Below are 20583 nucleotides of genomic sequence, written 5' to 3' on the forward strand. Positions count from 1 at the left end.
GTCACAGGTCGACCGTCCGCTGACCTCGATGGGTCCGACGCTGCGGGCGCCCGGCTAGGTTCGCCCCGTGCTCCGACTCGGCCGTCACGCCTTCACCGACGACACCACGCTGATGATGGCCATCGTCAACCGCACCCCCGACTCCTTCTACGACCGGGGCGCGACCTGGGCCGAGGACCGGGCCTTCGAGCGCGTGGCGCTGGTCGTCGAGCAGGGCGCGGAGATCGTCGACATCGGCGGCATCAAAGCCGCCCCGGGCGCCGAGATCGACGCCGCGGAGGAGAAGTCGCGGGTGGTGGACTTCGTGGCGCGCGTACGGGACGCCTTCCCCTCGCTGGTGATCTCCGTCGACACCTGGCGCGCCGAGGTCGGCGACGCCGTGTGCCGGGCCGGTGCCGACGTCCTGAACGACGCTTGGGGCGGCGCTGACCCCGAGCTTGTCGACGTGGCCGCGGCCCACGACGTCGCCATCATCTGCACCCACACCGGGGGAGCGACGCCGCGGACGCGGCCCTACCGGGTGGAGTACAACGACGTGGTCGCCTCGGCGATCGCCGACACCACGGCGTACGCCGCGCGGGCGCTGGCCGCCGGGGTCGCGCGGGAGTCGGTGGTGATCGACCCGGCGCACGACTTCGGCAAGAACACCTTCCACTCCCTCGAGCTCACCCGGCGCCTGGCCGAGATGGTCGACACCGGGTGGCCGGTGCTGGTGTCGCTGAGCAACAAGGACTTCGTCGGCGAGACGTTGGACAAGCCGGTCGGGGAGCGCCTGCTCGGCACGCTCGCGGCGACCGCGGTCTGCGCGACTGCCGGGGCGAGGATCTACCGGGTGCACGAGGTGGTCGAGACCCGGCAGGTCGTCGACATGGCGTGGGCCATCGCCGGGCGGCGGCTGCCGGCGCGGGCGATCCGGGGGCTGCAGTGAGCTCGGTGGTCGAGGGTCTCGTGACGCTCGCTGGCGCTCGTTCCTCGACCACCGGAGGTAGACGAGTCGTGCTGGTGCCGGGCGCGCTGGCGCTGCTGCCCGAGTACGCCGGCCAGCAGGACCCGCTGGCCGAGCTCCGTGCGGCCTGCCATGCGGCCGTGGCGTGGCTCTGCGAGCCCGGTGAGACCGTCGCGGTCCACTGCGAGCACCAGAGCCTGCGGCTGGCCCGACACCTGGTCGGCCAAGCGGGCGGAACGCTCCACCCGATAGACGACCGCCCCGCGCCGACGCTCGTGATCGGGAACGGGTCGGCCCGGCGTACCGAGAAGGCGCCCGGGCACCTCGACCCTCGCGCGGCTTCCTTCGACGCCGACCTCGGCCGGGCGCTCACCAGGCCCGACCCCGCAGCCCTGGCCGCGATCGACGGCCGGCTCGCACGCGAGCTGTGGGCCGACGTCGAGTCGCTGCGGTGGCTCGGCGAGGAGGTGCTGTCCGGGTCGGAGCGCGTGGTGGTCGACTACGACGACGACCCGTTCGGCGTCCAGTACTGGGTGCTGCGTCTGGAGTCCTGACGGCGTGTCTCGGGGCCTGGATCCCGGGCCCGATCGCCCTCGCGGGCGCACGACCGGTCGTACGTTGCTCGGGTCATCCACGCGGCGCTCGGGCCGCCCAGGCCAGGAACGAGACCCCCCGTGCACCTCCTCCCCCCACGCCGCACCGTCGCGGCCCTCCTGGCGACCACCGTGGTCGCCGCCGGGGCCGTCGTGGGCGCCGGCGCCCCCGCGTCCGCCGCCGACCTGCTCACCCTCACCACGACCGACGTCGGCTGCAACGGCGACGTCCCGACCGCCACCGTCGCGGTCGCCGCGTCGTCACCCCTCGTCCTGGCGGCCGAGCTCCGCCGCACCGCTGCGGGCGGCTCGACCGACTCCCAGCTGACGCCGCTCGTGCTCGGCCAGGGCATGGCCACCTTCACCGGCGCCGGGACCTTCACCCTCGAGGGGTTCGTCCTCGGCCAGCCGTCCTCGAACCTGCTCGAGGTGGTGGTGCCGGCGTGCGACGGGGAGGAGCCGCCAGTCGCGGGCCCGACCTCGACCACGACGATCAGCGACGTCGTCTGCTCGACGCTCCCGGCCCCGCTGCCGGGGGTCGGCAACGGCAGCCTGGACTACAGCACCCGGCTGACGGGCGCCGAGGGCAGCCTCGCGGTCGCCTACGTCGCCCCCCTCGGCGGCGGCCTGCCCGTCGGGCTTCCGCAGCTCCTCACCGGGCCGGTGGCCTCGGGCACCTTCACCGGTCTGCCGAACGAGCCGCTGCAGCTCGTCGTCACGGCCAACGGTGCCCCGATCGAGGAGACGGGTGAGGTCGGCCTGGCGGCCTGCGCCGGCCCGGTCGACCCCGACCCGGATCCGGACCCCGACCCGGACCCCGACCCGGACCCCGACCCGGACCCCGACCCGGACCCCGACCCGGAGCCGGACCCGGTTGCGGCGATGGTCGACCCTCGCGGAGCGGTCACGGTCCTCACGAGCTGCCGCAACGTCCGGGCCGGCACCTTCACCGGCAGGGCCCGGCTCGACAACCGCCGCTCCAGCGACGGTGACACCGCAGACGGCGGCGACGTCCGGTACCGGCTGCTGGTCAACAAGCGGTCCGTGCGCTCCGTGGTCGTCGAGGCCGGCGAGCGGACGGTGGTGCGCTACCGCGGCGCGAAGCGTGGGTCGACGGTGGTCCTGAAGGCCGCTGGTGAGACGGTCGACAGGGCGTCCGTCCCGAAGCGCCGGCGCTGCTGAGCAGGGTCGTCCGGCGTCCGCGCTCCCGGCCGCTGGCTACCGTGACGGCATGAGCCTGCACCCCTCGCCCGGACCACGAGCACGCACGCCCGACTGGGTGCGCGCCGCGGTCTGGGCAGGCGGTTTCGTGGCCCTGCTGTGGGTGCTCGAGGGCGTCGACCAGATCGCGCTGAACGAGTCGCTCGACGGCGAGGGCATCCGCCCCCGCAGCGAGGACGGGCTGCTCGGCATCCTGCTCGCGCCGTTCCTGCACGGCGGCTGGGGCCACCTGGTCGCCAACACGCTGCCGGCGCTGGTCCTCGGCTACCTCGTCCTGGCCTCCGGCATCGGTCGGGGGCTCGCCGCCACGGCGATGATCTGGCTGGTCAGCGGCGTCGGCGTGTGGGTGTTCTCGCCGACGCTGTCGGTCACCGTGGGTGCCTCGGGCCTGATCTTCGGGTGGCTGGTGTACCTCCTCGTCCGGGGGTTCTTCACCCGCTCGGCCTGGGACATCATCCTCGGGCTGACGCTCTTCTTCCTCTACGGCGGCGTGCTGCTCGGTGTGCTGCCCGGACAGCCCGGAATCTCCTGGCAGGCGCACCTCTTCGGTGCCCTTGGCGGCGGGGTCGCTGCGATGGCGTTGGCCGAGCGCCGCCCGTCGCAGCGGCAGTTGGAGTACTACGGGTGAGGCTCATCCTCGGCCCCGACGCACCCCGACCGGTCACGCCCGACGACCTGCCCGACCTGTACGCCCGGCCGGCCGACGCCGGTGACGGACCGTGGGTCCGGGCCTGCATGATCTCCTCGCTCGACGGTGCGGCCACCGGGCCCGACGGGCTGAGCGGTGGGCTGAACAACGAGCCCGACCACGCCGTCTTCGGCGCACTGCGGGGCCTGGCCGACGCGGTCCTGGTCGGTGCGGGCACGGCCCGCGACGAGGGATACGGCCCCGCGGACGTCCCCCTGGTCCTGATCAGCCGTCAGGGCGAGGTGCCCGAAGGGCTGCGCGACGCCGACCCGGGGCGGGTCATGATGGTCGTCCCCGCCAGTGCCGCGCACCTGGGCGAGGCCGAGGGGATCCTCGGCCCCGAGCACGTGTGGGTGCTCGGCGAGGACGAGATCGACTTCGCCGCCCTCCGCGACCGGATGGCCGCCCAGGGCTGGCGCGAGGTGACCTGCGAGGGCGGGCCGAGCACGCTCGGGGTGCTGCTCGGTGCCGGCTTGATCGACGAGGTCGCGGCCACAGTTGTGCCGCGTCTGATGGCCGGTGAGCACCCTCGGATGACGGCGGGTCCCGACGTCGACGTCGACCTCGAGCTGATGTCGCTGCTGGATGAGGACGGGACGTTGCTGGGACGCTGGCGCGTACGTCGCTGAGGACAGAGCTCCGGGATGGCCGGCGCCCGGGAGCTGGCCCTGTTGCCACAGGCGGGCAGCAGCACGCGGGCGCGGGGCGTGCCCGAGGGATAGCGTCACCGGATGACATACGCCTCGCAGGCTGCGCCCGGCGAGGGCGTCGTAGCGCGCCTCGCCCTGGCCGACGTCCTGCAGGACCGTCTGCGAGAGGCAGGCCTGCGCGAGCAGCTCGCAGCGCTCGACGGCATGGACGCACGGCACGCGACGGCCCCGGTGGGGCCCACGGAGTCCGGCGGGCTGCCCGTTCTGGCGCACCTGGCCGAGGCCGTTGACCTGGCGCGCGCCGTCCTGGACCACCGAGCCGACAAGGCGCTGGCGGTGGTCGTGGCCTCGGTCGCCTGGACGCAGACCGCGTCCTACCGGCAGGACCCGCCCGGTGATGGCTTCCTCGACGGCTACGCCCACGCCACGTTCCTGGGCCCGACCGACGGAGGGCCGGACACCGCGTCGACGGTCCCGGCGGCGGCAGTGGGGCTCCTGCTGCTGTCGCCCGGGGTGGTCTACCCGCACCACGCCCACCCCGCCGACGAGGTCTACCTGCCGTTGACCGAGGCACGCTGGTCCCACGGCGACGCCACCCCGTTCGCGGTCGAGGCGGCGGGGATCCCGTTGCACCACCGCCCCTGGCAGCCCCACGCCATGATCGCCGGCGTCTCCCCGCTGCTGGCCCTCTACCTCTGGACCGGGGCCGTCACCGTGCCAGCCGCCTGGACCCGGCCGGACCCCCATGGCCGCTGACCGGGCGGCAGGCTCGCCCTGAGGCGGGCGTAATCCCGAACCGTCCTCGGCCCGGTCGGCTCAGCGGTGGGCGGGGCGGTGCGGGCAGGTGGAGCCGTACTTCACCTTGCAGCGCAGGCGGCGCCACAGGTGGCCGGAAGAGGACATGACCTCACCATCTCCCGGGGCTGTTTCGGTGCCACCAACGCCACATGACGATCAGGGGTCGGCGCGCCGACGGTGCAACGGCCCCTCTCGGGGATCCCCGCCGTGCCGTGCGAGGGTGGGGGGCGTGCCCGCGCCCTGCCCCCGCCGTACCGTCACCGACCCTCGGGGACTGCGACTGTTCGTGCACCTCGCCCGGATCGCCGCCGCGACGGCAGACATCGGCGGCCTGGGCCATGCGGGCCTGCGTGACGACCTGCGGCTGCTCGAGGTCGAGTCGGACCGCGTGCAGCCTCGCCAGGCCGTCGCGCTCGCCTTGGTCGATGAGGTCGTGAGCGGTCTCGCCGCGGTGGTGTCGGGGGAGACCCAGGCGCTGCTCGCCGACGCCCGCGACGACGTACGACGCCCCCACCCCGCACTTCGCGCGGTCGGCGGCGGGCACGGCCGCGGGGAGATCTCTGCGGCGGGTTGAGCGCCACTCCGGGACTTACGTCGTAAGTTTCCTACCCCCGGGGGTGGAGAAAAGCGGGTGGGGACCTGCGTGACTGGAGCCTGACCGGCTGCAGCGCGCAGCCATGGAAGGAAATTCCCCGCATGGATATCGGCAACAGCTTCGAGAACGCGACGGACGGCGTCTTCGCGTTCATCCCCAACCTGCTCGGCTCGCTCCTGCTCCTCCTGATCGGCTACGTGATCGCCACCGTGGTCGCCAAGGTCATCAAGACGCTGCTCGACAAGCTCCACCTCGACCACCGCCTGCAGGAGTCGGACGCCCACAGCTACGTGGAGCGCGTCGTGCCCGGCGCGAGCGCCAGCAACGGCATCTCCCGTGTCGTGTTCTGGCTGATCTTCGTCTTCTTCATCTCCGCCGCGATCGGCGCCCTGGGCATCCCCGCGGTCAGCACCTTCATGAACCAGGTCCTGGCCTACCTGCCCAACGTGATCGTTGCGATCCTGATCTTCGTCATCGCCGCGCTGATCTCCGGTGCCGCCGCCGCGGGCGCCGCCAAGCTGCTGGGCGACACCCCCACCGGCAAGATCGCCGCCACGGTCATCCCGGCCCTGGTCATGGTCATCGCGCTGTTCATGATCCTGAACCAGCTGCAGATCGCCCCCGAGATCGTCACCATCGCCTTCGCGGCCACCATGGGCGCGCTCGCGCTCGGCACCGCCCTGGCCTTCGGCCTCGGTGGCAAGGACGTCGCCGGTCGGATCCTCGAGGACGCCTACGCCAGCAGCCGCGAGGCCAAGGAGCGGGCGAAGAGCGACCTGCAGACCGGCCGTGCGCGCGCCGAGCAGCAGGTCGACCAGCTCGGTGACAGCTCCTACCAGCAGGGCGCCTACGAGCAGCCCGGCTCCTACGAGCAGGGCTACTACGACCAGGGCGTCGAGACCCAGCGCACCCAACCGGTGCAGTCGACCGACCCGGGCTACGACCCGTACCAGCAGGGTCGCTGACCCTCAGCGCACCTCCAGCACCAACGCACCACGCAGATCGGGCGGGACCCAGCGGTCCCGCCCGGTCGTGCGTCCGGACCCGACGTGGAGGAACCATGACCACCAGATCCGACCTGCCACGCCTCCCCGATCTGCCGGCGCACCGTGCTGCGATCGAGACCTTCGTGCACCTCGCCCGGATCGCGATGGTGACCACCGATCTCGGGGGCCAGGCCTATGCCGGTCTGCGGCACGACCTGACGCTGCTGGCCCAGGAGGCTGCCCGCCGGCGGCCTCGCCACGCGGTGGCGGTAGCCCTGGCCGACCTGATCATGGCCGACCTCGCGCCGGACGGGGTCCCGGACGGGCCGCTGCGCCAGGCGCGGGACGACCTCGTCCGGGGTCGGGCGCCCCGCTCGCAGGCCTGACGTTGAAGTTCCGGCGGATCTGTTGAAGTCGGGTACGTCCGCCGGTCCCGCTCCCTAGACTCGCCGCCGTGGAACGGTCCCGGGCCCCGGTCGACCGCTGGCGCGAGGCCCTCGCCCTGGCGGTCCTGGCGCTGTTCTCTCTGGGCCTGGCCCTCGTCGGGCGCGTCTCGCTGGTCGGCGCCACCGACCACGCCCTGGTCTGGCCGCTATCCGGTTTCGTCGTGCTGTGGCTGCTGCACCGCGGCCCGCGCGCGGGCGTCGTCGACGCCCTGGCGGTCGCGGTCGCGTCCGCGGTCGCCCTCGCGTGGACCGGCGTCAGCGCCACGGAATCTGCCATCGGCGGCGTGCTGGTGCTGGTGCAGCCGCTGGTCACCGTGGCCTTGCTCCGCCGGTTCGCACCCGGGCTCGCCCGTCCACGGGGACAGCGCGTGTCGCTTGGCTCCCTGGCGGTGCTGGGCAGGCTGGCGCTCTCCCTGGTCGGCGGGGTGCTGGCCACGGTGGCGACGCTGCTCCTGGTCTCGGTGGTTGGGGACACCGGCCTGTCCTGGTCGGTGGGGCTGCTCTGGGTCCTGCGGGACCTCGCCGGGGCGTTCGTCGCCATCTCCGTCGGGCTGGTGATCGCCCAGTACCGGACCGGCGGTGCCGCTCGTGGGCCGGCGGGCCGGCTGCACCGCGGGTCGCGTGTCGAGATGGTCGGCGTCCTCGGGCTCTCGTCGGCGATCTTCGCGGCCACCTTCGTCTACGAGGGACTTCCGCTGTCCTTCCCGCTGCTGATCGCCACCGGCTGGCTCGCCCTGCGCTTCGACATGCTCGTCACCACCGCGCACACCGCGGTCTTCGGTGGAGCCATCACGGCGGCGACGCTGCTGGGCCACGGTCCGTTCGCTGCCGTCGGGACCCCGGTCGAGGCCGCGTCCTTCGTGCAGGGGTTCGTCCTGCTGATGGGCGCCTCGGGTCTCGTGGTCAGCGCCGAGCGCGCCCAGGTGCACGCCCTCAACGCGGAGCTGGTCCGCGCGGCCGCGGCGAACCGGGACCAGGCCGACCTGCTGCAGGAGATGATCGACGCAATGGCCGAGGGGGTCATGGTCGTCGACGACACCGGCGAGGTGCTGGCCAGCAACCCGGCACTCGACCGGCTGCTCGCGACGGGGGAGGGGCGGCACACCGAACGCCTCCAGGGCTTGATGGGACACCGCCTGGACGGCACCCGGATGGCCGAGGACGAGCGGCCCTCGCGCCGCGCGCTGGCCGGGGAGCGGGTCGTGCGGGAACAGGTCCTCTACCGCGCCGACGGCCTTCCCGACCGGGTCCTGGCTGCCACCGCGCTCCCGCTGCCCGATCACACCGAAGCCGAGCGACGCCGCGCGATGATCCTGATCGAGGACGTCACCGCCGACCACGACCGGCGCGCCGACCTCGTCACCTTCGCCCAGATGGTCGCCCACGACCTGCGCAACCCGCTGAGCAGCATCCTGGGCTGGACCGGACTGGTCGGGAAGCGGTTCGAGGAGACCCAGGAGATCTCGGCCACCGAGCTGGGTGGCTACCTGCGCCGCACCGGGGAGGCGGCCCGGCGGATGGATGACCTCATCGAGCACCTGCTCGACCGGGCCACCCGCGACGTCGAGCCGCAGGACGCAGAGGTCGACCTCGACGACGTGCTCCGCCAGGTGGTCCGGGAGCGCGGCATCGGCGACCTGGTCGAGGTCGCCGGAATGCCCGTGCTGCGCGCCGACCCGGGCATGCTGCACCAGCTGGTCGACAACCTGCTGGCCAACGCGGTGAAGTTCGCCCGCCCGGGCGTCGTGCACTCGATCTGCTGCACGAGCCGGATGGCCGACGGTGGGGTCGTCGTCTCGATCGCCGACAACGGTCGCGGCGTGCCGGCCGGCCAGCACGAGCAGATCTTCGCGGAGGGCCACCGCGCCCACGCCAGCCTGGTGGACGGAACGGGTCTCGGCCTCGCGGTGTGCCGCCGGATCGTGGGACGCCACGGGGGCACCATCCGCGCGGTCGACGACCTCGACGGTCCGGGAGCGGTGTTCGAGATCGTGGTGCCGATGGAACGGGTCGTGTCCCTGCCGCAGCGAGTGCCGCAGCGCGTCCTGCCCGCGGCCTGGCGGATCGAGGAGCGGGTCGGACCAGGAGCCGCTCCGCAGCGGTGACGGCCCGGTCTCAGTCCCTGACCCACAGCACGCCGCACAGCGCCACCCCGACGAGCCAGGTCCCCACGATCGGCAGGTCGCCGAGGTGCAGCCCGCGGCTGCCGATGCCCACGATCACCTTGACGTCCTGGGTGGCGGGCGAGGGCTCCACGCTGAGGCCCGAGAGCAGGATGGCGGTGAGGAGGATCGCTGCGGCGAGGGCGACCAGACGGATGGTGGACATCAGGCGCAGCCTACGGGCGGGCCAGGGTGCGACGAGCCAGGTGTGACGAGTCTCCCGCGCGTGTGATTAGGCCGCTGACCTGCGGGCCCCTAGTCTGGGAAGCGCGATGGCGGCCCCATCCGTTCTGCCTCGGGCCGCGCACCACACGTCGTCCCCCGAGCGTCGCGGCCACCCAGCACCACTGCTGGGACCAGGATCCGCGCCGGGCAGGACACCCATCCGATCGAGAGCGAGTCAGCGGCGCCCTGCGCCGCCTGCCCCCATGAGCACTTCTTTTTCTGACTTCGACCTTCCCCGCCCCGTCCTGGACGTCCTCACGGCCGCCGGCGTCACGGAGCCCTTCCCCATCCAGTCCGCCACGCTGCCCGACAGCCTGGCCGGGCGCGATGTCCTCGGCCGCGGCCGCACGGGCTCGGGCAAGACCTACGCCTTCCTGCTGCCGCTGGTCACGCGTCTGGACAAGTCCACCAGCAAGCGGACCCCCAAGCGGCCCCGCGCGCTGATCCTGGCCCCCACCCGCGAGCTGGCCACCCAGATCCACGAGGCGATGGCCCCGATGGCGCAGGCCCTCGGCCTGAAGACGACCACCATCTTCGGTGGCGTCGGCGCCAACCCCCAGATCCAGGCCCTGCGCAACGGCGTCGACGTCGTCGTCGCCTGCCCCGGCCGGCTGGCCGACCACGTCCGCTCGGGTCACTGCGATCTCGGCGCCGTGGAGATCACCATTCTCGACGAGGCCGACCACATGGCCGACCTGGGCTTCCTGCCCGAGGTCAAGCGCCTGCTCGACAAGACCCCCGAGAAGGGCCAGCGGATGCTCTTCTCCGCCACCCTCGACGGCGGCGTCGACGTGATCGTCAAGCGCTACCTGCACAGCCCGGTCACCCACAGCGTGGACACCGCGCAGTCGCCGGTCGCCTCGATCGACCACCAGGTGCTGCACGTCGGCGCCAACGACCGGCTCGCAGTGATCACCGACCTGGCCGCCGCGCCGGGCCGGACGATCATCTTCACCCGCACCAAGCACGGCGCCAAGCAGCTGACCAAGAAGCTGAACCAGGTGGGCGTGGCCTCGGTCGAGCTGCACGGCAACCTGTCGCAGGGCGCGCGTACCCGCAACCTCGAGGCGTTCTCCACCGGCGTCGCGCAGACCATGGTCGCCACCGACATCGCGGCCCGCGGCATCCACGTCGACGACGTGGCCCTCGTGGTCCACGCCGACCCGCCGGTCGAGCACAAGGCCTACCTGCACCGCTCGGGCCGTACGGCGCGCGCCGGTGCCGCCGGCACCGTGGTCACCGTGATGACCGACGCCCAGGTCGGTGACGTGCGCCAGCTGACCCGCAAGGCCGGCATCAAGGCCACCACCACCAAGGTCGTCCCCGGCCACGCCGTGCTGACCACGATCGCCCCGGGCGAGCGCGAGTACGCCTCCGCCCCGGTCGTCCCGGTCGCGGCCCCGGCCGAGCAGAGCCGCGGTGGCGGCGGTGGCGGTCGCTCCGGTGGCGGCGGTCGTCGTCGCTCCGGCGGCGGTGGCGGTCGCCCCCAGGGCGGCGGTTCCGGCGGTGGCCAGGCTCGCTCCGGCGGCCAGGGCGGCGGCCGCTCCGGCGGCGGTGCCCGCTCCGGCGGCGGACGCGGCGGCTCGTCGCGCACCTCGGGTGGCGGCTCCAGCGTCGTCTACTCCTCGGGCCGCTGACGCACCCGTAGCCTCTTACGCACAGCACGACGCCCGGTCCGCCTCACGGCGGACCGGGCGTTGCTGTGTCCAGCGGCGGATGAAGCGAGTTACTTCCCGGAGGCGAAAGAGCTGACGCACTCGCCTTGGTTCTTGAAGACCGGGGCGGTGCTGGTGGCCCAGCCGCCGTTCTTGCACTGCTCCTTGCCGGCGAGCACGACGGGCTCGGCGAAGGTGTACGCGGTGTCACCGAACGTGATCGAGTTGATCGTGTAGTCGCCGAGGACGCCGCTGCCGAGCGAGAAGCCGAAGGCGTTCGTGACGGCGTCCGGGTAGGCGCCGCTCCACTGCGCGAGCGTCCCGTTGAGGGGGCTTCCGCCCCCACCTTCGCGCGGCGTGTTCGGGTTCGTCGCGACCGCGGGGTCCACCGGGAAGGTCCGGTGGTTGCCCAGCCACCAGTTGCCACCGTAGGCGTCCGGCTCGCCGACCAGGATGCCGTCGTTGTCGCCGTCACCGTCGAGGTCCACGACGAGCTGGTAGCCGGGCTTGATGGTTCCGCTGGTGGTTGTCAGGTCGAGGCCGGTGTTGGTCACCTGGGCCAAGGGAGTGCTGGTGTTGACGTACTCGGCGACCTTGTTCGTCGAGCCCAGCGTGCCGTCGGTCCAGATACGGAGGCCCGTGCCCACTACATCGTAATGACCTGTCGCCCGGGTGTCGGAGAGTGACTGGTCGAAGTCGCCAGGGACCATGATCGTCCCGCTTGCAGCGGAAGCAGGTGCGGCGAGGCCCAGTGCGAGCGTGGTGCCCGCGGCTACCTGGATGAGACGGCTGACTGTCTTGTGCATTGAGATCCTTCCCCCACGAGCCACCAGAACGTCACCCTCCGGGACCCGATTGGGCGGAGGGGGGTGGCAAGTAGGGAGGACATTAGGGGCCCCCTGGTCGAGACGAGGCCAATGCGCCTGACCGCGGTCACGGGTATGGATGCACCCGCCCAGGGCCTTCGAGATGTTCTGCCACGGGCTGCACACAGGTTGTCCACAGTTCTGCCCACGCTGGCACGTTCGCCTTCTGGCTCGGGTCGGCGGCCTCATGATGTGGCTGCTCGAACTCGCGGGCGTTTGAGAGATGTGGATCCCGCCCATGTGGCTTCCCTCGCCGTCACGATGCACGGCGGAGAGGAGCGCGGCTGCTCCTGGCTGTGCTGTTCGCTCTCGTCACGATCACCGCGCTCCTTGCACCGGCTGGCGCCACGGAGACGGAACCGCCGTTCGTCGGGGGTCCGACCATCAGCGGCACGCCCTCGGTCGGCGAGATGTTGACCGCCAAGGCTGGGTCGTGGACCGACCTGCGCGGTCAGATCTATTTCCAATGGAGGGCGTGCCGAGGGACCCAACCCGACCGGACGTGCGCCGTTCGCGTCGCGGTCGGGCATCAGCACGCCTGCGCCAAGCTCGAGGGAAGCGCCTTCCAGTGCTGGGGATATCCCCAGGACGCGCAGATCCCCCAGGACATCGGCGGCGTCGCGGACGTCTCGGCCGGGTTCTCGAGCACCTGCGCCCGTAGCGAGACCGGTCGAGTCCGGTGCTGGGAGGACTACGGCCGGGACCGGGTCGACTACCCGGTGCCCACCGATCTCCCGCCCATCGGCCAGCTCTCGTCACGTCGTCGGGACGCGTGCGGCGTCGTGGCCGGGACGGGTGAGGTGCGCTGCTGGGGTCCGAACCTGCACGGACAGTCGACCGTCCCGGACTACCTGCCGCCCGTCAGTCAGGTGGCGACGTCGCTCTAACACTCGTGCGCGATCCTTCGTCTCGACGGCAGCCTGACGTGCTGGGGCGAGCGGTACGCACTGCCCACGCAGTAGCGGGCACCGGAACCCCCGGGCCACCTCCGTCGGATGGGCTTGGTCGGGGTCGTTCCATACCTCGCCAGCGCGCCTGGCACTAACGCACAGCAGGCATGCCTCGGGTTCTACGGTGTCGCGACGCGGTCACCGAGACAGCGCGCACTGGACGGAGACTCACGTGTTCCCAGCCTCTCCTCGCACTGCCGCCGCCTTGGCGGCGGCCACGCTCCTGCCCGGCCTGGTGGTCGGGTTCACTACGACCGTGGCACAAGCCGGAGCCGTTCCGATGTGTGACGGCCTTACCGCCACGATCATCGGCACCGAGGGTGACGACGAGTCGCTCCTGGGGACCCAGGGCCCCGACGTGATCGTCGGCCTCGGTGGTAGCGACAACCTGTTCGGCTTGGGCGGTGACGACGTCTTGTGCGGTGGCGACGGCAACGACGTCGTCTACGGCTTCGAGGACAACGACCGCCTGTTCGGTCAGGGCGACTTCGACCGCGTGCTCGGGGGCGAGGGTGAGGATCTTCTGGACGGTGGCAGCAACGCGGACCTGCTGTACGGCGAAGCGGGTGACGACACCGTCCGGGGGAGGGGCGGTGACGATCTCCTCCAGGGCGGCTTGGACGCGGACCTGTTGGTCGGGGGCAGGGGATCCCAGGACATCACCAGCTACTTCGATTCCCGCACGCGAGAGCTCGTCGACCTACTGGCCACCGGCGCCAATGACGGGAGCGCGGACGATGGGCCGGCCGGACAGCGGGACGAGACCCGCAGCGTGGAGGGCGTCTTCGGCGGGTCCGCTCATGACGAGATCCGCGGCAGCAGCAACGCTGACTACCTGGTCGGTTACGACGGGCGTGACCTGGTGGTGGGCCGCGGTGGCAATGACGTCCTCGACGTCGCCGACGGAGTCACCGACGTCGCCAACTGCGGCGGGGGCCGCGATGAGGTGCTCTTCGACAGGGGCCTCGACACGCTGAAGAGCTGTGAGCGGAAGGACGCCTCCTCCTAGCAGGCGGACGACGTGCTCGACGCGGACGCCCCCGCCACCCTCCGCGAGGGAGACGGGGGCGTCGTGGTGCCGGTGTCGAGCTCGAGCAGCCTGCCGTCGATCAACACGAAAGTCCTGCGCAGCCGTGGCGCAGCCTCCACACTCCGAGGATGAACGCTCCCTCCGTCCGCATGACGCGGCACCTGGCCGGCCCTCTCGCCGCCGGCCTCCTTGCCGGCGCACTCGTCGCCGGCGCCCCGGCGCAGGCCGCCGACCTGCCCGAGCGCGACTGCGGGCCGTACCTGAGCGACGTCAGTGAGGCGAAGGCCGACCTCCCCGTCGCCAAGGACCAGCTCGCCGACGCCCGCGTGGTCCTGGAGCGGCGCACCGCCCGCTACGAGGCCCGCCCCACGAAGAAGAACCGTCGGGCGATGGTCGTCGCCGAGAGGGCGGTGACCGAGGCCAAGTACGCCCTCGCCAACGTGAAGTACCGCCTGACGATCGGCCGCGAGCGGGTCGAGGTCTGCGAGGGCCCGGTCGGGGCGAAGGTCACCAGGGTGCGGGTCGATCCCTTCGACGGCTCGGTCCTGGGCAACGTCCTGTGGAACATGCCGTCGGACTTCACCTACTACCAGTTCATGCGGTCCAGCGATCCCGAGCCGCAGTTCCAGGGTGACCGGGTCTTCGACGACTACGACGTGGATCCCGCGCCCGGGGACGACCGGAACCACGTCCCGAACAGCCGCCTGATCAACGGCTACACGTTCGGCGGGTGCGACTTCCTGCCCGGCGAGACCCTCACCCTCGAGCTCTGGACCGGCGTCACCGGCGAGGAGACCCCCGCCGGCGAGCTGGCCTACAGCAAGACCATCGACAACCCCTGCCGCTGACCTCGGTGCGCAGGGTCAGCGGCCTCGTCGGGCGCCCTCGACCCTGACCTCGGTGACATCGCTGCTGGCCGGGTCCGCGGTGTCGGTGGGAGTGAAGGTGACGATCACGGTGAGCCGCCCCTTCGGCAACGGCCTGACGTTGTAGACCCCCTTCTTGCCGTCGGCCTGCTTGGGGTAGGAGCGGCTGAACTCGAAGCTCTTCCCGCCGTCCTTCACGAAGACGAGGTCGAGCGCACCCTGCGGCTCCGTACCGTCCGCGGATGGGACGTCGACGAAGACCTTGGCCCGGTGGGGCGCCTTCGCCTCGAGACCGTCCGCGTCGACGGCATAGACCGGGGGCTCGCCCGGACCGGTGGACCCGCCACTGATGCCTGCCGCCGCTGTCGGTGCAGCGGCGCCCACGACGAGGGCGGTGGGGAGCAGCAGCGCGGTCAGGCTTGCCGCGATCATCGTCTTCATCGGGGTGGTTCTCCTCAGGTGTGGCCACCGGATGAGGAGCAGCAGACCATGGCGCCGGTGCAGAACCCCGGTAGTTCCCGCACCGACAGGAACGGGCAGCATCCCCGGGGCAACCTCGCTGGGCCTACTGCGCTGCAGGGCGGAGCTGGTAGGTCCCGTCGGACCTCAGCTGGTCGGCCGACCACGGCAGGCCGCGGCGGTCCGGCTCCGTGGTCACCAGGACGGACACCGAGACGGGAGTGTCGGGGATGCATCGGTACGGCACCGTGGTGCGGGACACGCGCGTGTCGAGGATCTCGGTGACCAGGCCGCGGCAACGCTTGAGCTCGCCGCCGTCCTCGAACCACCCGGCTGTCCCCGATCGTCGATCGCTCGGGCTGGGTGAGAGCTCCACGGCACCCCCGACGGTGTCCGACCCGAAGGCGATCGTGACGACCTGGTCGAACTTCTTGGAGTCCGTGACCTTGCGCATCTGGACGACCAGCTCGACCTGGCGGTTCGGCTCGTCCTGGAGGACACGGACGTCACCGAGGTCGATGCTGCGCCGCTGCGGGGTCGGCAGTCCCCTCTTCTCGGTGATCACCACGTCCCCGTATTCGTCGGCGTCCTGGTAGGGCCCCGGGAGGCCCAGCCCGACGGCGGGCGTGACGGTCACTGTGAAGGTGGTGGCGATCGCTAGGCCGAGGGCGGCGGCGCGAGAATGTCTGCTCATGGTGGGCCTCGTCCTCCAGGTCCGGCTCAGCCGGCGGGGGCGTCGGCGGGGCGGACCCGGACGAGCCCGTCGGAGACGACGCGGTCGCGGGAGTGCACCTTGCCGTCGCCGCGGAGGTTGCCGGTGCTGGTGACGACCCGGACCCGGACCCGGGCGGTGGGGATGCACCGGTCCGGGACCGGGGTCAGCGTCGTATCGCTCTCAGTGCCCTCGACGAACTCGGTCCGGAGGCCCCGGCACACCTCCTTGTCGGCACCCGTGCCGAGCACCGCGACACCGGAGCCCTGCTCGCCAGGACTCGGGGAGAAGACGATGCCTCCCACGGCGTCGTCGCGGCGGTCGAGGAAGGTCACGCGGACGGTCTGGTCGAACCTGCGCGACTCGGTGACCTCGCGGAGGGTGACGTTGAACTGGATCCGGTCGTCCGCCACGTCGTAGGTCACGACGGAGGTGGCGTCGATGCTTCGTCGCTCGGCCCGGGTCAGGCCCCGCTCCCCGGTGAAGGTGGTGTCCCCGGCCGGGTCGGACTGGGACCAGGTCACGAGTGCTCCGGCGGCGGCCGGCGAGGTGGTCGTGGCGGTGAGGCCGGCGGCGAGAGCGAGGCCGAGCGCGACTGCGGTCGTACGGGAGCGGGTGGTGCGGGTCATGGGTGGTCCTTCGTCGTCGCGGCTCGTCGTCGAGCCGGCCCCAGTGGTCTGCGCATCGTGCGGGCCCGGAGGTGCGGTGGCAAGCAGGCGCGCGGACCACCGGGGCGAGGACCCCGGTCCTGCGTCAGCGGAGCTGGAAGGCGCCGTCGGACACCTGGCGGTCGCGGGAGAAGGTCGGGCCGTCACCGTGGAAGGTGCCGGTGCTGGTGACCACCGTGATCTCGACGGCCTCGTCGGGCACGCACTTGTAGGGCACCGACACCAGGGCGAGCGGCTCGTCGCCGAAGGTCTGGGTGGTGAGGTCGGAGCAGGTCTTGGCGCCGTCGGCGGTGCGGCGGACGGCCGAGCCGTCGCGGCGGTCGCCGGGGCTGGGGGAGAAGGTGACGCCGGCGAGCTGCGACTCCTCGGGACGACTGAGGGAGAACGTCACGACCTGGTCGAACTTCTTCGAGTCGGTGAGGTACTTCAGCTGCACCAGGAAGTCGACCATGCGCTCGTCGGGCCTGGCCTGGACCTGGACGAAAGCCAGGTCGATGCTCTTGCGCTGGGCCTTGGGCAGGCCCTTCTTCGCGGTGATGGTCACGTCGCCGGACGGGTCGTCCTGGCCGTAGCCGATCAGGCCGGCGTGGGCGGCGCCCGTGCCGACGACGAGCGCCAGGCCGAGCGTGGCGGCGGCGGTGGTGCGGGCGGTGCGGGAGCGGAGGGTCATCGGATGGTCCTTGTCGTCGCGGGTCGTCGCCGAGCCGGCCCCAGTTGGTCCCGGCATCGTGGGGGTCCCGCGGGGACGCGGGCAACGGGTCGTACGGCTGGTCTGGTCAGCGAACGAGCCCGGCGAGATTCAGTCGGCGAAACGCGCCCACGACGGCAGCGCGTCTGCATACGCCGCCGCGAGGTCGGCGTCGCGGGTGACGGTCCAGTCGATCCGGCCGCCGGTCTCCGGCTCGTCCTTGTCCCACTCGAACCAGTTGACCATCTTGATCGCGGGCAGGTCCTCGACCAGTTCGGGGTCCCACACCTGCGACCACCAGGCCTCCTTGACGGCCCGCTCGGAGGGGCCGGGTCCGCCGGGGACGTACAGCGCGGCGGTCTCCGTGATCGAGACCGGCTTGCCGTGGCGCACGGCGTACTCGGCGTAGAAGTCGGGCACGACCTGCTCCTGGGTGCCGGGCACGGCGTAGTCGCCCCGCAGCTGGTCGACCAGCTTGCCGGCCGAGGGCCGCTCGTTCTCGCCCCACGGGTAGACCTGGCCCCAGTGGTAGAGCGACATCCCGACCCAGTCGACGGCGTCGTCGCCGGGCCAGTACGGCGCGTAGCCGTCGTCGCGCTCGGTCAGCCGGCCGTCGTCGTCGGTGTCGAGCAGCCGCCGGTCCGCGCCGCGGGCCGACCACTCGCCGCCGTCGAAGGGGTAGCCGCCCGCGTAGCTGGGCGCCCACATCATCGCCGAGGCCGGAGCGCCGGCGTGCACCGCGTCGGCCACCCGGCGGAAGGTCGCGACGTACTCCTCCGGCTGCTGGCCCCAGGCGTACCAGGACCCGTTCATCTCGTGCGCGAACCGCACGAAGACGGGGACCCCGGAGTCGTTCCAGGCCCTGAGGCGGGTGACCAGGTCGTCGATGACGGCGTCGTCGACCGCGTCGAGCCCGTCCAGCGGCTCGAGGGTCAGCAGGACGCTGCTGCCGGCCTCGCGCGCCTGCATGACCGCGCCGTCGACGGTCGTCAGGTCGTTCTCGGCGAAGGGCAGCTCGGCGAAGGTGACCATCACCGCGGGCGTCTTGCCGAGCCGGTCGGCGTAGTCGGCCAGGCTCTCCTGCGCCCCGTCGACGCTGACGCCGACCAGCGCGCCGGAGTCCGGGGGAGCGACGTCGGCGGCGGTGGCCGGGGCGACCGCGGGGTCGTCGGCGCCGCTGCCGAGGGTCGTGTTCATGACGACGATCAGGGAGACGACGACGACGAACGCGACGCCGAGGAACGCCCAGGACAGAGCGGTACGGCGGGTCTCGTGCACGAGATGACGCTACCCGCGGGAGTGGCCGGTGCGTGGGCGAACGGAGACCTCGCCCCGCACCGTTGAGACGAGGCTCACCACGCGCCGGGGGAGGACTGCGCGGTTTCCTCTCTGCGGGTGGAGCCGACCGCGAACAGGCCTCCCACGATGGTCTGATGCCTGCGCTTCCCACCGACCCCGACGTGTTCGATGCTGCCACCTGGATCGCGGCCAAGGACGAGGTCTCCGTGGACATCGCACTCCGACGGCTGCAGCGGGCGGCGCGTACCGCGGGCCTGAGCCCGGCGGAGGTGGCGCGCCAGCTCGGCGGCAGCGTGAAGGTGCTGCCGCGGCTCACCGACGAGGTGTTCTGACCCGGCCTGCCGGGGCCTTTGGGGCTGAGGGTCTCAGGGGCCCGGCGTCTGCGGGGTGTCGGCTTGCGTGCCTGACGCGTCGTCGGTGCGTTCCTGCGACTCCTCGAGGATGGCCTGGGCCTGCGCCTCGGGGTCGTCCGCCGGGCCGGCCGCGTGCTCCTCGGGGAGTCGGTTCGCGCGCTGCTCGACGTTCTTCTCGCTCGGTCCGTCCGTCATGGGGCCACCGTAGGGCGCTGTCGGGGGTCTCGTGACGCTCGCTTCGCTCGCTCCTCGACCAGCGGGGTCTTGGTCTCGTGACGCTCGCTTCGCTCGCTCCTCGACCAGCGGGGTCTTGGTCTCGTGACGCTCGCTTCGCTCGCTCCTCGACCAGCGGGGGTTGCGCTCGCTCCTCGACCACCGGTGGGGGTCAGGTGGTGAGGCGGCGGACGACCGGGTAGCCGGTGGCCAGGCCCAGCAAGACCCCGAGCTGCATCAGGAACCAGAACGACGCGTCGGTCGCCGGCGGCATCAGCTCGTTGTAGTGCAGCAGCAGCATCCAGCCGCCCATGCCGACGTCGAAGGCCAGCACGGTCACGGTCGCCACGACGAACGCGGCGCCGAGGCGGGAGCGGTTCGTGGCGAGACGCTCGTACGCCGTCAGCAGCAGGATGGCGATCGCCCCGATGACCAGGATCATCACCCACAGGTCGATCCCGGCGATGGTGAGGCCGGAGGCGATGACGAGGGGGACACCGATCAGGTGGGCGACCGCGGAGGCGCTGCCACCCGGGAGCCCGGCCACGGCCGCGGGCTGGTCCGAGGGGGCGGACGGGCGCGCGTACCGGCGGTAGAGCGGGACCGCGAACGGGCCGAGGTAGAGCGCGCTGGTGATCCACACGACCTCGGCGGCGACGCTGTCGCGGCGGTTCCGGCGGGCGTACACGTCGTAGGCGATCCAGGCGGCGGCGGCCACCGCGAGGGCGATGAACACCCACGCGACCGGCGTCACCCAGTCCGGGACACGGTTCGTCATCTCCACGGCTGAAGTGTCCGTCACGGCCCAAGAGACCCTCGCCACCCCTGTCCTGCCCCGCGGGGTGTAGGCCCGCGCACGACGCGGCCCCACCGTGGAGACATGTCCACCGACGCCATCGTCCTGCTCAAGGACGACCACCAGACCATCCTCAAGACCTTCAAGGACTTCCAGGAGGCCGGGCCGAAGGCGTACAAGCGCAAGGGCGACCTGGTCGACCGGATGATCTCGCTGCTGACGGTGCACACGTACCTCGAGAACGAGGTGATGTACCCGCAGGTGCGCGAGCTGCTGCCCGAGCTCGAGGACGACGTGCTCGAGTCGTACGAGGAGCACCACGTCGCGGACCTGCTGGTGATGGAGCTCGTCGGGATGAAGCCCGAGGCCGAGCGCTTCGACGCCAAGACGACGGTGCTGATCGAGAACGTCACCCACCACATCGAGGAGGAGGAGCAGGAGTGGTTCCCGAAGGTCCGCGAGGGCCTCAGCCGCACCCAGCTCCAGGACATCGGCGCGCAGATGATCGAGGCGAGGAAGAAGGCGCCCACCAGCCCGGCCCAGCCGAGCGCGCTGAAGAAGACCGTCGACGCGGTCATCAAGTAGCCCGGTGTTCCTCTTCTTCAGCAACCGACTCGGGTGCCTGGGCTCGATCGCCCTCTCGCTCGTCCTCACCGCGGTGCTCCTGCTCCTGCTGACCCGCTGAGCCCGCCCGCACCGCCCACCCCTGCCGCCTGAC

General features: G+C 72.0%; 25 protein-coding genes. 16 read left to right on the plus strand and 9 right to left on the minus strand.

Going from position 1 to position 20583, the window contains the following annotated elements; all coding sequences use genetic code 11:
- The first annotated feature begins 67 nt into the window (after positions 1 to 67).
- The 10 genes from folP (at position 68) to GV155_RS00630 (ending at position 9028) form a co-directional block, all read left to right on the plus strand.
- Positions 68 to 928: a dihydropteroate synthase gene (folP, locus tag GV155_RS00585; RefSeq protein ID WP_236553773.1), complete on the plus strand. Its 861-nt coding sequence runs from the start codon at positions 68 to 70 to the stop codon at positions 926 to 928.
- A gap of 68 nt (positions 929 to 996) precedes the next feature.
- Positions 997 to 1500 (plus strand): hypothetical protein, encoded by a 504-nt coding sequence (locus GV155_RS00590; protein WP_236553775.1) that lies wholly within the window; start codon positions 997 to 999, stop codon positions 1498 to 1500.
- Positions 1501 to 1620: 120 nt separating this feature from the next.
- Positions 1621 to 2721 (plus strand): hypothetical protein, encoded by a 1101-nt coding sequence (locus GV155_RS00595; RefSeq protein WP_160004304.1) that lies wholly within the window; start codon positions 1621 to 1623, stop codon positions 2719 to 2721.
- Positions 2722 to 2770: 49 nt separating this feature from the next.
- A complete protein-coding gene (locus GV155_RS00600) occupies positions 2771 to 3388 on the plus strand; it encodes a rhomboid family intramembrane serine protease (RefSeq protein WP_160004306.1) in 618 nt (205 codons plus the stop codon).
- Positions 3385 to 4077 (plus strand): dihydrofolate reductase family protein, encoded by a 693-nt coding sequence (locus GV155_RS00605; protein WP_160004308.1) that lies wholly within the window; start codon positions 3385 to 3387, stop codon positions 4075 to 4077. Before GV155_RS00600 ends, GV155_RS00605 begins: the two co-directional genes overlap by 4 nt.
- Positions 4078 to 4179: 102 nt before the next feature.
- On the plus strand, positions 4180 to 4854 hold the full coding sequence (locus GV155_RS00610; RefSeq protein WP_160004310.1) for a dimethylsulfonioproprionate lyase family protein: 675 nt from the start codon (positions 4180 to 4182) through the stop codon (positions 4852 to 4854).
- 271 nt (positions 4855 to 5125) lie between these two features.
- Complete coding sequence (locus tag GV155_RS00615; protein ID WP_160004312.1) at positions 5126 to 5470, plus strand: hypothetical protein; 345 nt, start codon at positions 5126 to 5128, stop codon at positions 5468 to 5470.
- Positions 5471 to 5592: 122 nt separating this feature from the next.
- Positions 5593 to 6456 carry a mechanosensitive ion channel family protein gene (locus GV155_RS00620; RefSeq protein ID WP_160004314.1) on the plus strand — a complete coding sequence of 288 codons (864 nt, stop codon included), beginning with the start codon at positions 5593 to 5595 and terminating at the stop codon, positions 6454 to 6456.
- A 95-nt stretch (positions 6457 to 6551) separates the two neighbouring features.
- On the plus strand, positions 6552 to 6863 hold the full coding sequence (locus GV155_RS00625) for a hypothetical protein (protein WP_160004316.1): 312 nt from the start codon (positions 6552 to 6554) through the stop codon (positions 6861 to 6863).
- Positions 6864 to 6931: 68 nt separating this feature from the next.
- Complete coding sequence (locus tag GV155_RS00630; protein WP_160004318.1) at positions 6932 to 9028, plus strand: ATP-binding protein; 2097 nt, start codon at positions 6932 to 6934, stop codon at positions 9026 to 9028.
- 10 nt (positions 9029 to 9038) lie between these two features.
- On the opposite strand, the gene GV155_RS00635 is transcribed toward GV155_RS00630, so the two are convergent.
- A complete protein-coding gene (locus GV155_RS00635) occupies positions 9039 to 9251 on the minus strand; it encodes a hypothetical protein (RefSeq protein WP_160004320.1) in 213 nt (70 codons plus the stop codon).
- Between the two features lie 262 nt (positions 9252 to 9513).
- Between GV155_RS00635 and GV155_RS00640 the strand changes: the two genes are divergently transcribed.
- Complete coding sequence (locus GV155_RS00640; protein WP_160004322.1) at positions 9514 to 10947, plus strand: DEAD/DEAH box helicase; 1434 nt, start codon at positions 9514 to 9516, stop codon at positions 10945 to 10947.
- Positions 10948 to 11036: 89 nt separating this feature from the next.
- Here GV155_RS00640 and GV155_RS00645 read toward each other — a convergent pair whose 3' ends face one another.
- A complete protein-coding gene (locus tag GV155_RS00645; RefSeq protein WP_160004324.1) occupies positions 11037 to 11771 on the minus strand; it encodes a hypothetical protein in 735 nt (244 codons plus the stop codon).
- Positions 11772 to 12127: 356 nt separating this feature from the next.
- Between GV155_RS00645 and GV155_RS00650 the strand changes: the two genes are divergently transcribed.
- The 3 genes from GV155_RS00650 (at position 12128) to GV155_RS00660 (ending at position 14659) form a co-directional block, all read left to right on the plus strand.
- A complete protein-coding gene (locus tag GV155_RS00650) occupies positions 12128 to 12718 on the plus strand; it encodes an RCC1 domain-containing protein (protein WP_160004326.1) in 591 nt (196 codons plus the stop codon).
- Between the two features lie 319 nt (positions 12719 to 13037).
- The gene (locus GV155_RS00655; protein ID WP_160004328.1) at positions 13038 to 13790 is read left to right on the plus strand and encodes a calcium-binding protein; all 753 of its coding nucleotides are present in this window, start codon (positions 13038 to 13040) and stop codon (positions 13788 to 13790) included.
- Positions 13791 to 13939: 149 nt separating this feature from the next.
- Entirely contained in the window at positions 13940 to 14659 is a 720-nt protein-coding gene (locus GV155_RS00660) for a hypothetical protein (RefSeq protein WP_160004330.1), read from the plus strand.
- A 15-nt stretch (positions 14660 to 14674) separates the two neighbouring features.
- On the opposite strand, the gene GV155_RS00665 is transcribed toward GV155_RS00660, so the two are convergent.
- The 5 genes from GV155_RS00665 to GV155_RS00685 all read right to left on the minus strand — a co-directional run bounded on the left by GV155_RS00665 (position 14675) and on the right by GV155_RS00685 (position 18482).
- The gene (locus GV155_RS00665) at positions 14675 to 15220 is read right to left on the minus strand and encodes a hypothetical protein (RefSeq protein ID WP_236553778.1); all 546 of its coding nucleotides are present in this window, start codon (positions 15218 to 15220) and stop codon (positions 14675 to 14677) included.
- Between the two features lie 22 nt (positions 15221 to 15242).
- Positions 15243 to 15830 (minus strand): hypothetical protein, encoded by a 588-nt coding sequence (locus GV155_RS00670; protein WP_160004334.1) that lies wholly within the window; start codon positions 15828 to 15830, stop codon positions 15243 to 15245.
- A 26-nt stretch (positions 15831 to 15856) separates the two neighbouring features.
- Positions 15857 to 16477 (minus strand): hypothetical protein, encoded by a 621-nt coding sequence (locus GV155_RS00675; RefSeq protein ID WP_160004336.1) that lies wholly within the window; start codon positions 16475 to 16477, stop codon positions 15857 to 15859.
- A 124-nt stretch (positions 16478 to 16601) separates the two neighbouring features.
- Complete coding sequence (locus tag GV155_RS00680) at positions 16602 to 17186, minus strand: hypothetical protein (protein ID WP_160004338.1); 585 nt, start codon at positions 17184 to 17186, stop codon at positions 16602 to 16604.
- A 129-nt stretch (positions 17187 to 17315) separates the two neighbouring features.
- Entirely contained in the window at positions 17316 to 18482 is a 1167-nt protein-coding gene (locus tag GV155_RS00685; RefSeq protein WP_201300005.1) for a glycoside hydrolase family 26 protein, read from the minus strand.
- Between the two features lie 155 nt (positions 18483 to 18637).
- Here GV155_RS00685 and GV155_RS00690 point away from each other — a divergent pair, with 155 nt between their 5' ends.
- A complete protein-coding gene (locus GV155_RS00690) occupies positions 18638 to 18835 on the plus strand; it encodes a hypothetical protein (protein WP_160004340.1) in 198 nt (65 codons plus the stop codon).
- A gap of 33 nt (positions 18836 to 18868) precedes the next feature.
- Here GV155_RS00690 and GV155_RS00695 read toward each other — a convergent pair whose 3' ends face one another.
- Both GV155_RS00695 and GV155_RS00700 read right to left on the minus strand, forming a co-directional pair.
- Positions 18869 to 19051, minus strand: coding sequence for a hypothetical protein (locus GV155_RS00695; protein WP_160004342.1), 183 nt, complete (start codon positions 19049 to 19051; stop codon positions 18869 to 18871).
- A 190-nt stretch (positions 19052 to 19241) separates the two neighbouring features.
- The gene (locus GV155_RS00700) at positions 19242 to 19847 is read right to left on the minus strand and encodes a DUF4396 domain-containing protein (RefSeq protein ID WP_160010627.1); all 606 of its coding nucleotides are present in this window, start codon (positions 19845 to 19847) and stop codon (positions 19242 to 19244) included.
- Positions 19848 to 19949: 102 nt separating this feature from the next.
- On the opposite strand from GV155_RS00700, the gene GV155_RS00705 reads away from it, so the two are divergent.
- The gene (locus GV155_RS00705; protein WP_160004344.1) at positions 19950 to 20450 is read left to right on the plus strand and encodes a hemerythrin domain-containing protein; all 501 of its coding nucleotides are present in this window, start codon (positions 19950 to 19952) and stop codon (positions 20448 to 20450) included.
- Positions 20451 to 20583: the final 133 nt, after the last annotated feature.

Origin of the sequence: Nocardioides sp. AX2bis (assembly GCF_902506435.1) — a bacterium.
Lineage (GTDB): Bacteria > Actinomycetota > Actinomycetes > Propionibacteriales > Nocardioidaceae > Nocardioides.

What these genes read in the sequence shown, in the direction of transcription:
- GV155_RS00640 (WP_160004322.1), top strand. Translation starts at nt 9,514, where the DNA reads ATGAGCACTTCTTTTTCTGACTTCGACCTTCCCCGCCCCGTCCTGGAC.
- GV155_RS00600 (WP_160004306.1), top strand. Translation starts at nt 2,771, where the DNA reads ATGAGCCTGCACCCCTCGCCCGGACCACGAGCACGCACGCCCGACTGG.
- GV155_RS00690 (WP_160004340.1), top strand. Translation starts at nt 18,638, where the DNA reads ATGCCTGCGCTTCCCACCGACCCCGACGTGTTCGATGCTGCCACCTGG.
- GV155_RS00610 (WP_160004310.1), top strand. Translation starts at nt 4,180, where the DNA reads ATGACATACGCCTCGCAGGCTGCGCCCGGCGAGGGCGTCGTAGCGCGC.
- GV155_RS00625 (WP_160004316.1), top strand. Translation starts at nt 6,552, where the DNA reads ATGACCACCAGATCCGACCTGCCACGCCTCCCCGATCTGCCGGCGCAC.
- GV155_RS00695 (WP_160004342.1), bottom strand. Translation starts at nt 19,051, where the DNA reads ATGACGGACGGACCGAGCGAGAAGAACGTCGAGCAGCGCGCGAACCGA.
- GV155_RS00675 (WP_160004336.1), bottom strand. Translation starts at nt 16,477, where the DNA reads ATGACCCGCACCACCCGCTCCCGTACGACCGCAGTCGCGCTCGGCCTC.
- GV155_RS00660 (WP_160004330.1), top strand. Translation starts at nt 13,940, where the DNA reads ATGAACGCTCCCTCCGTCCGCATGACGCGGCACCTGGCCGGCCCTCTC.
- GV155_RS00670 (WP_160004334.1), bottom strand. Translation starts at nt 15,830, where the DNA reads ATGAGCAGACATTCTCGCGCCGCCGCCCTCGGCCTAGCGATCGCCACC.
- GV155_RS00680 (WP_160004338.1), bottom strand. Translation starts at nt 17,186, where the DNA reads ATGACCCTCCGCTCCCGCACCGCCCGCACCACCGCCGCCGCCACGCTC.
- GV155_RS00700 (WP_160010627.1), bottom strand. Translation starts at nt 19,847, where the DNA reads ATGACGAACCGTGTCCCGGACTGGGTGACGCCGGTCGCGTGGGTGTTC.
- GV155_RS00665 (WP_236553778.1), bottom strand. Translation starts at nt 15,220, where the DNA reads ATGCTGCCCGTTCCTGTCGGTGCGGGAACTACCGGGGTTCTGCACCGG.
- GV155_RS00620 (WP_160004314.1), top strand. Translation starts at nt 5,593, where the DNA reads ATGGATATCGGCAACAGCTTCGAGAACGCGACGGACGGCGTCTTCGCG.
- GV155_RS00645 (WP_160004324.1), bottom strand. Translation starts at nt 11,771, where the DNA reads ATGCACAAGACAGTCAGCCGTCTCATCCAGGTAGCCGCGGGCACCACG.
- GV155_RS00705 (WP_160004344.1), top strand. Translation starts at nt 19,950, where the DNA reads ATGTCCACCGACGCCATCGTCCTGCTCAAGGACGACCACCAGACCATC.
- GV155_RS00635 (WP_160004320.1), bottom strand. Translation starts at nt 9,251, where the DNA reads ATGTCCACCATCCGTCTGGTCGCCCTCGCCGCAGCGATCCTCCTCACC.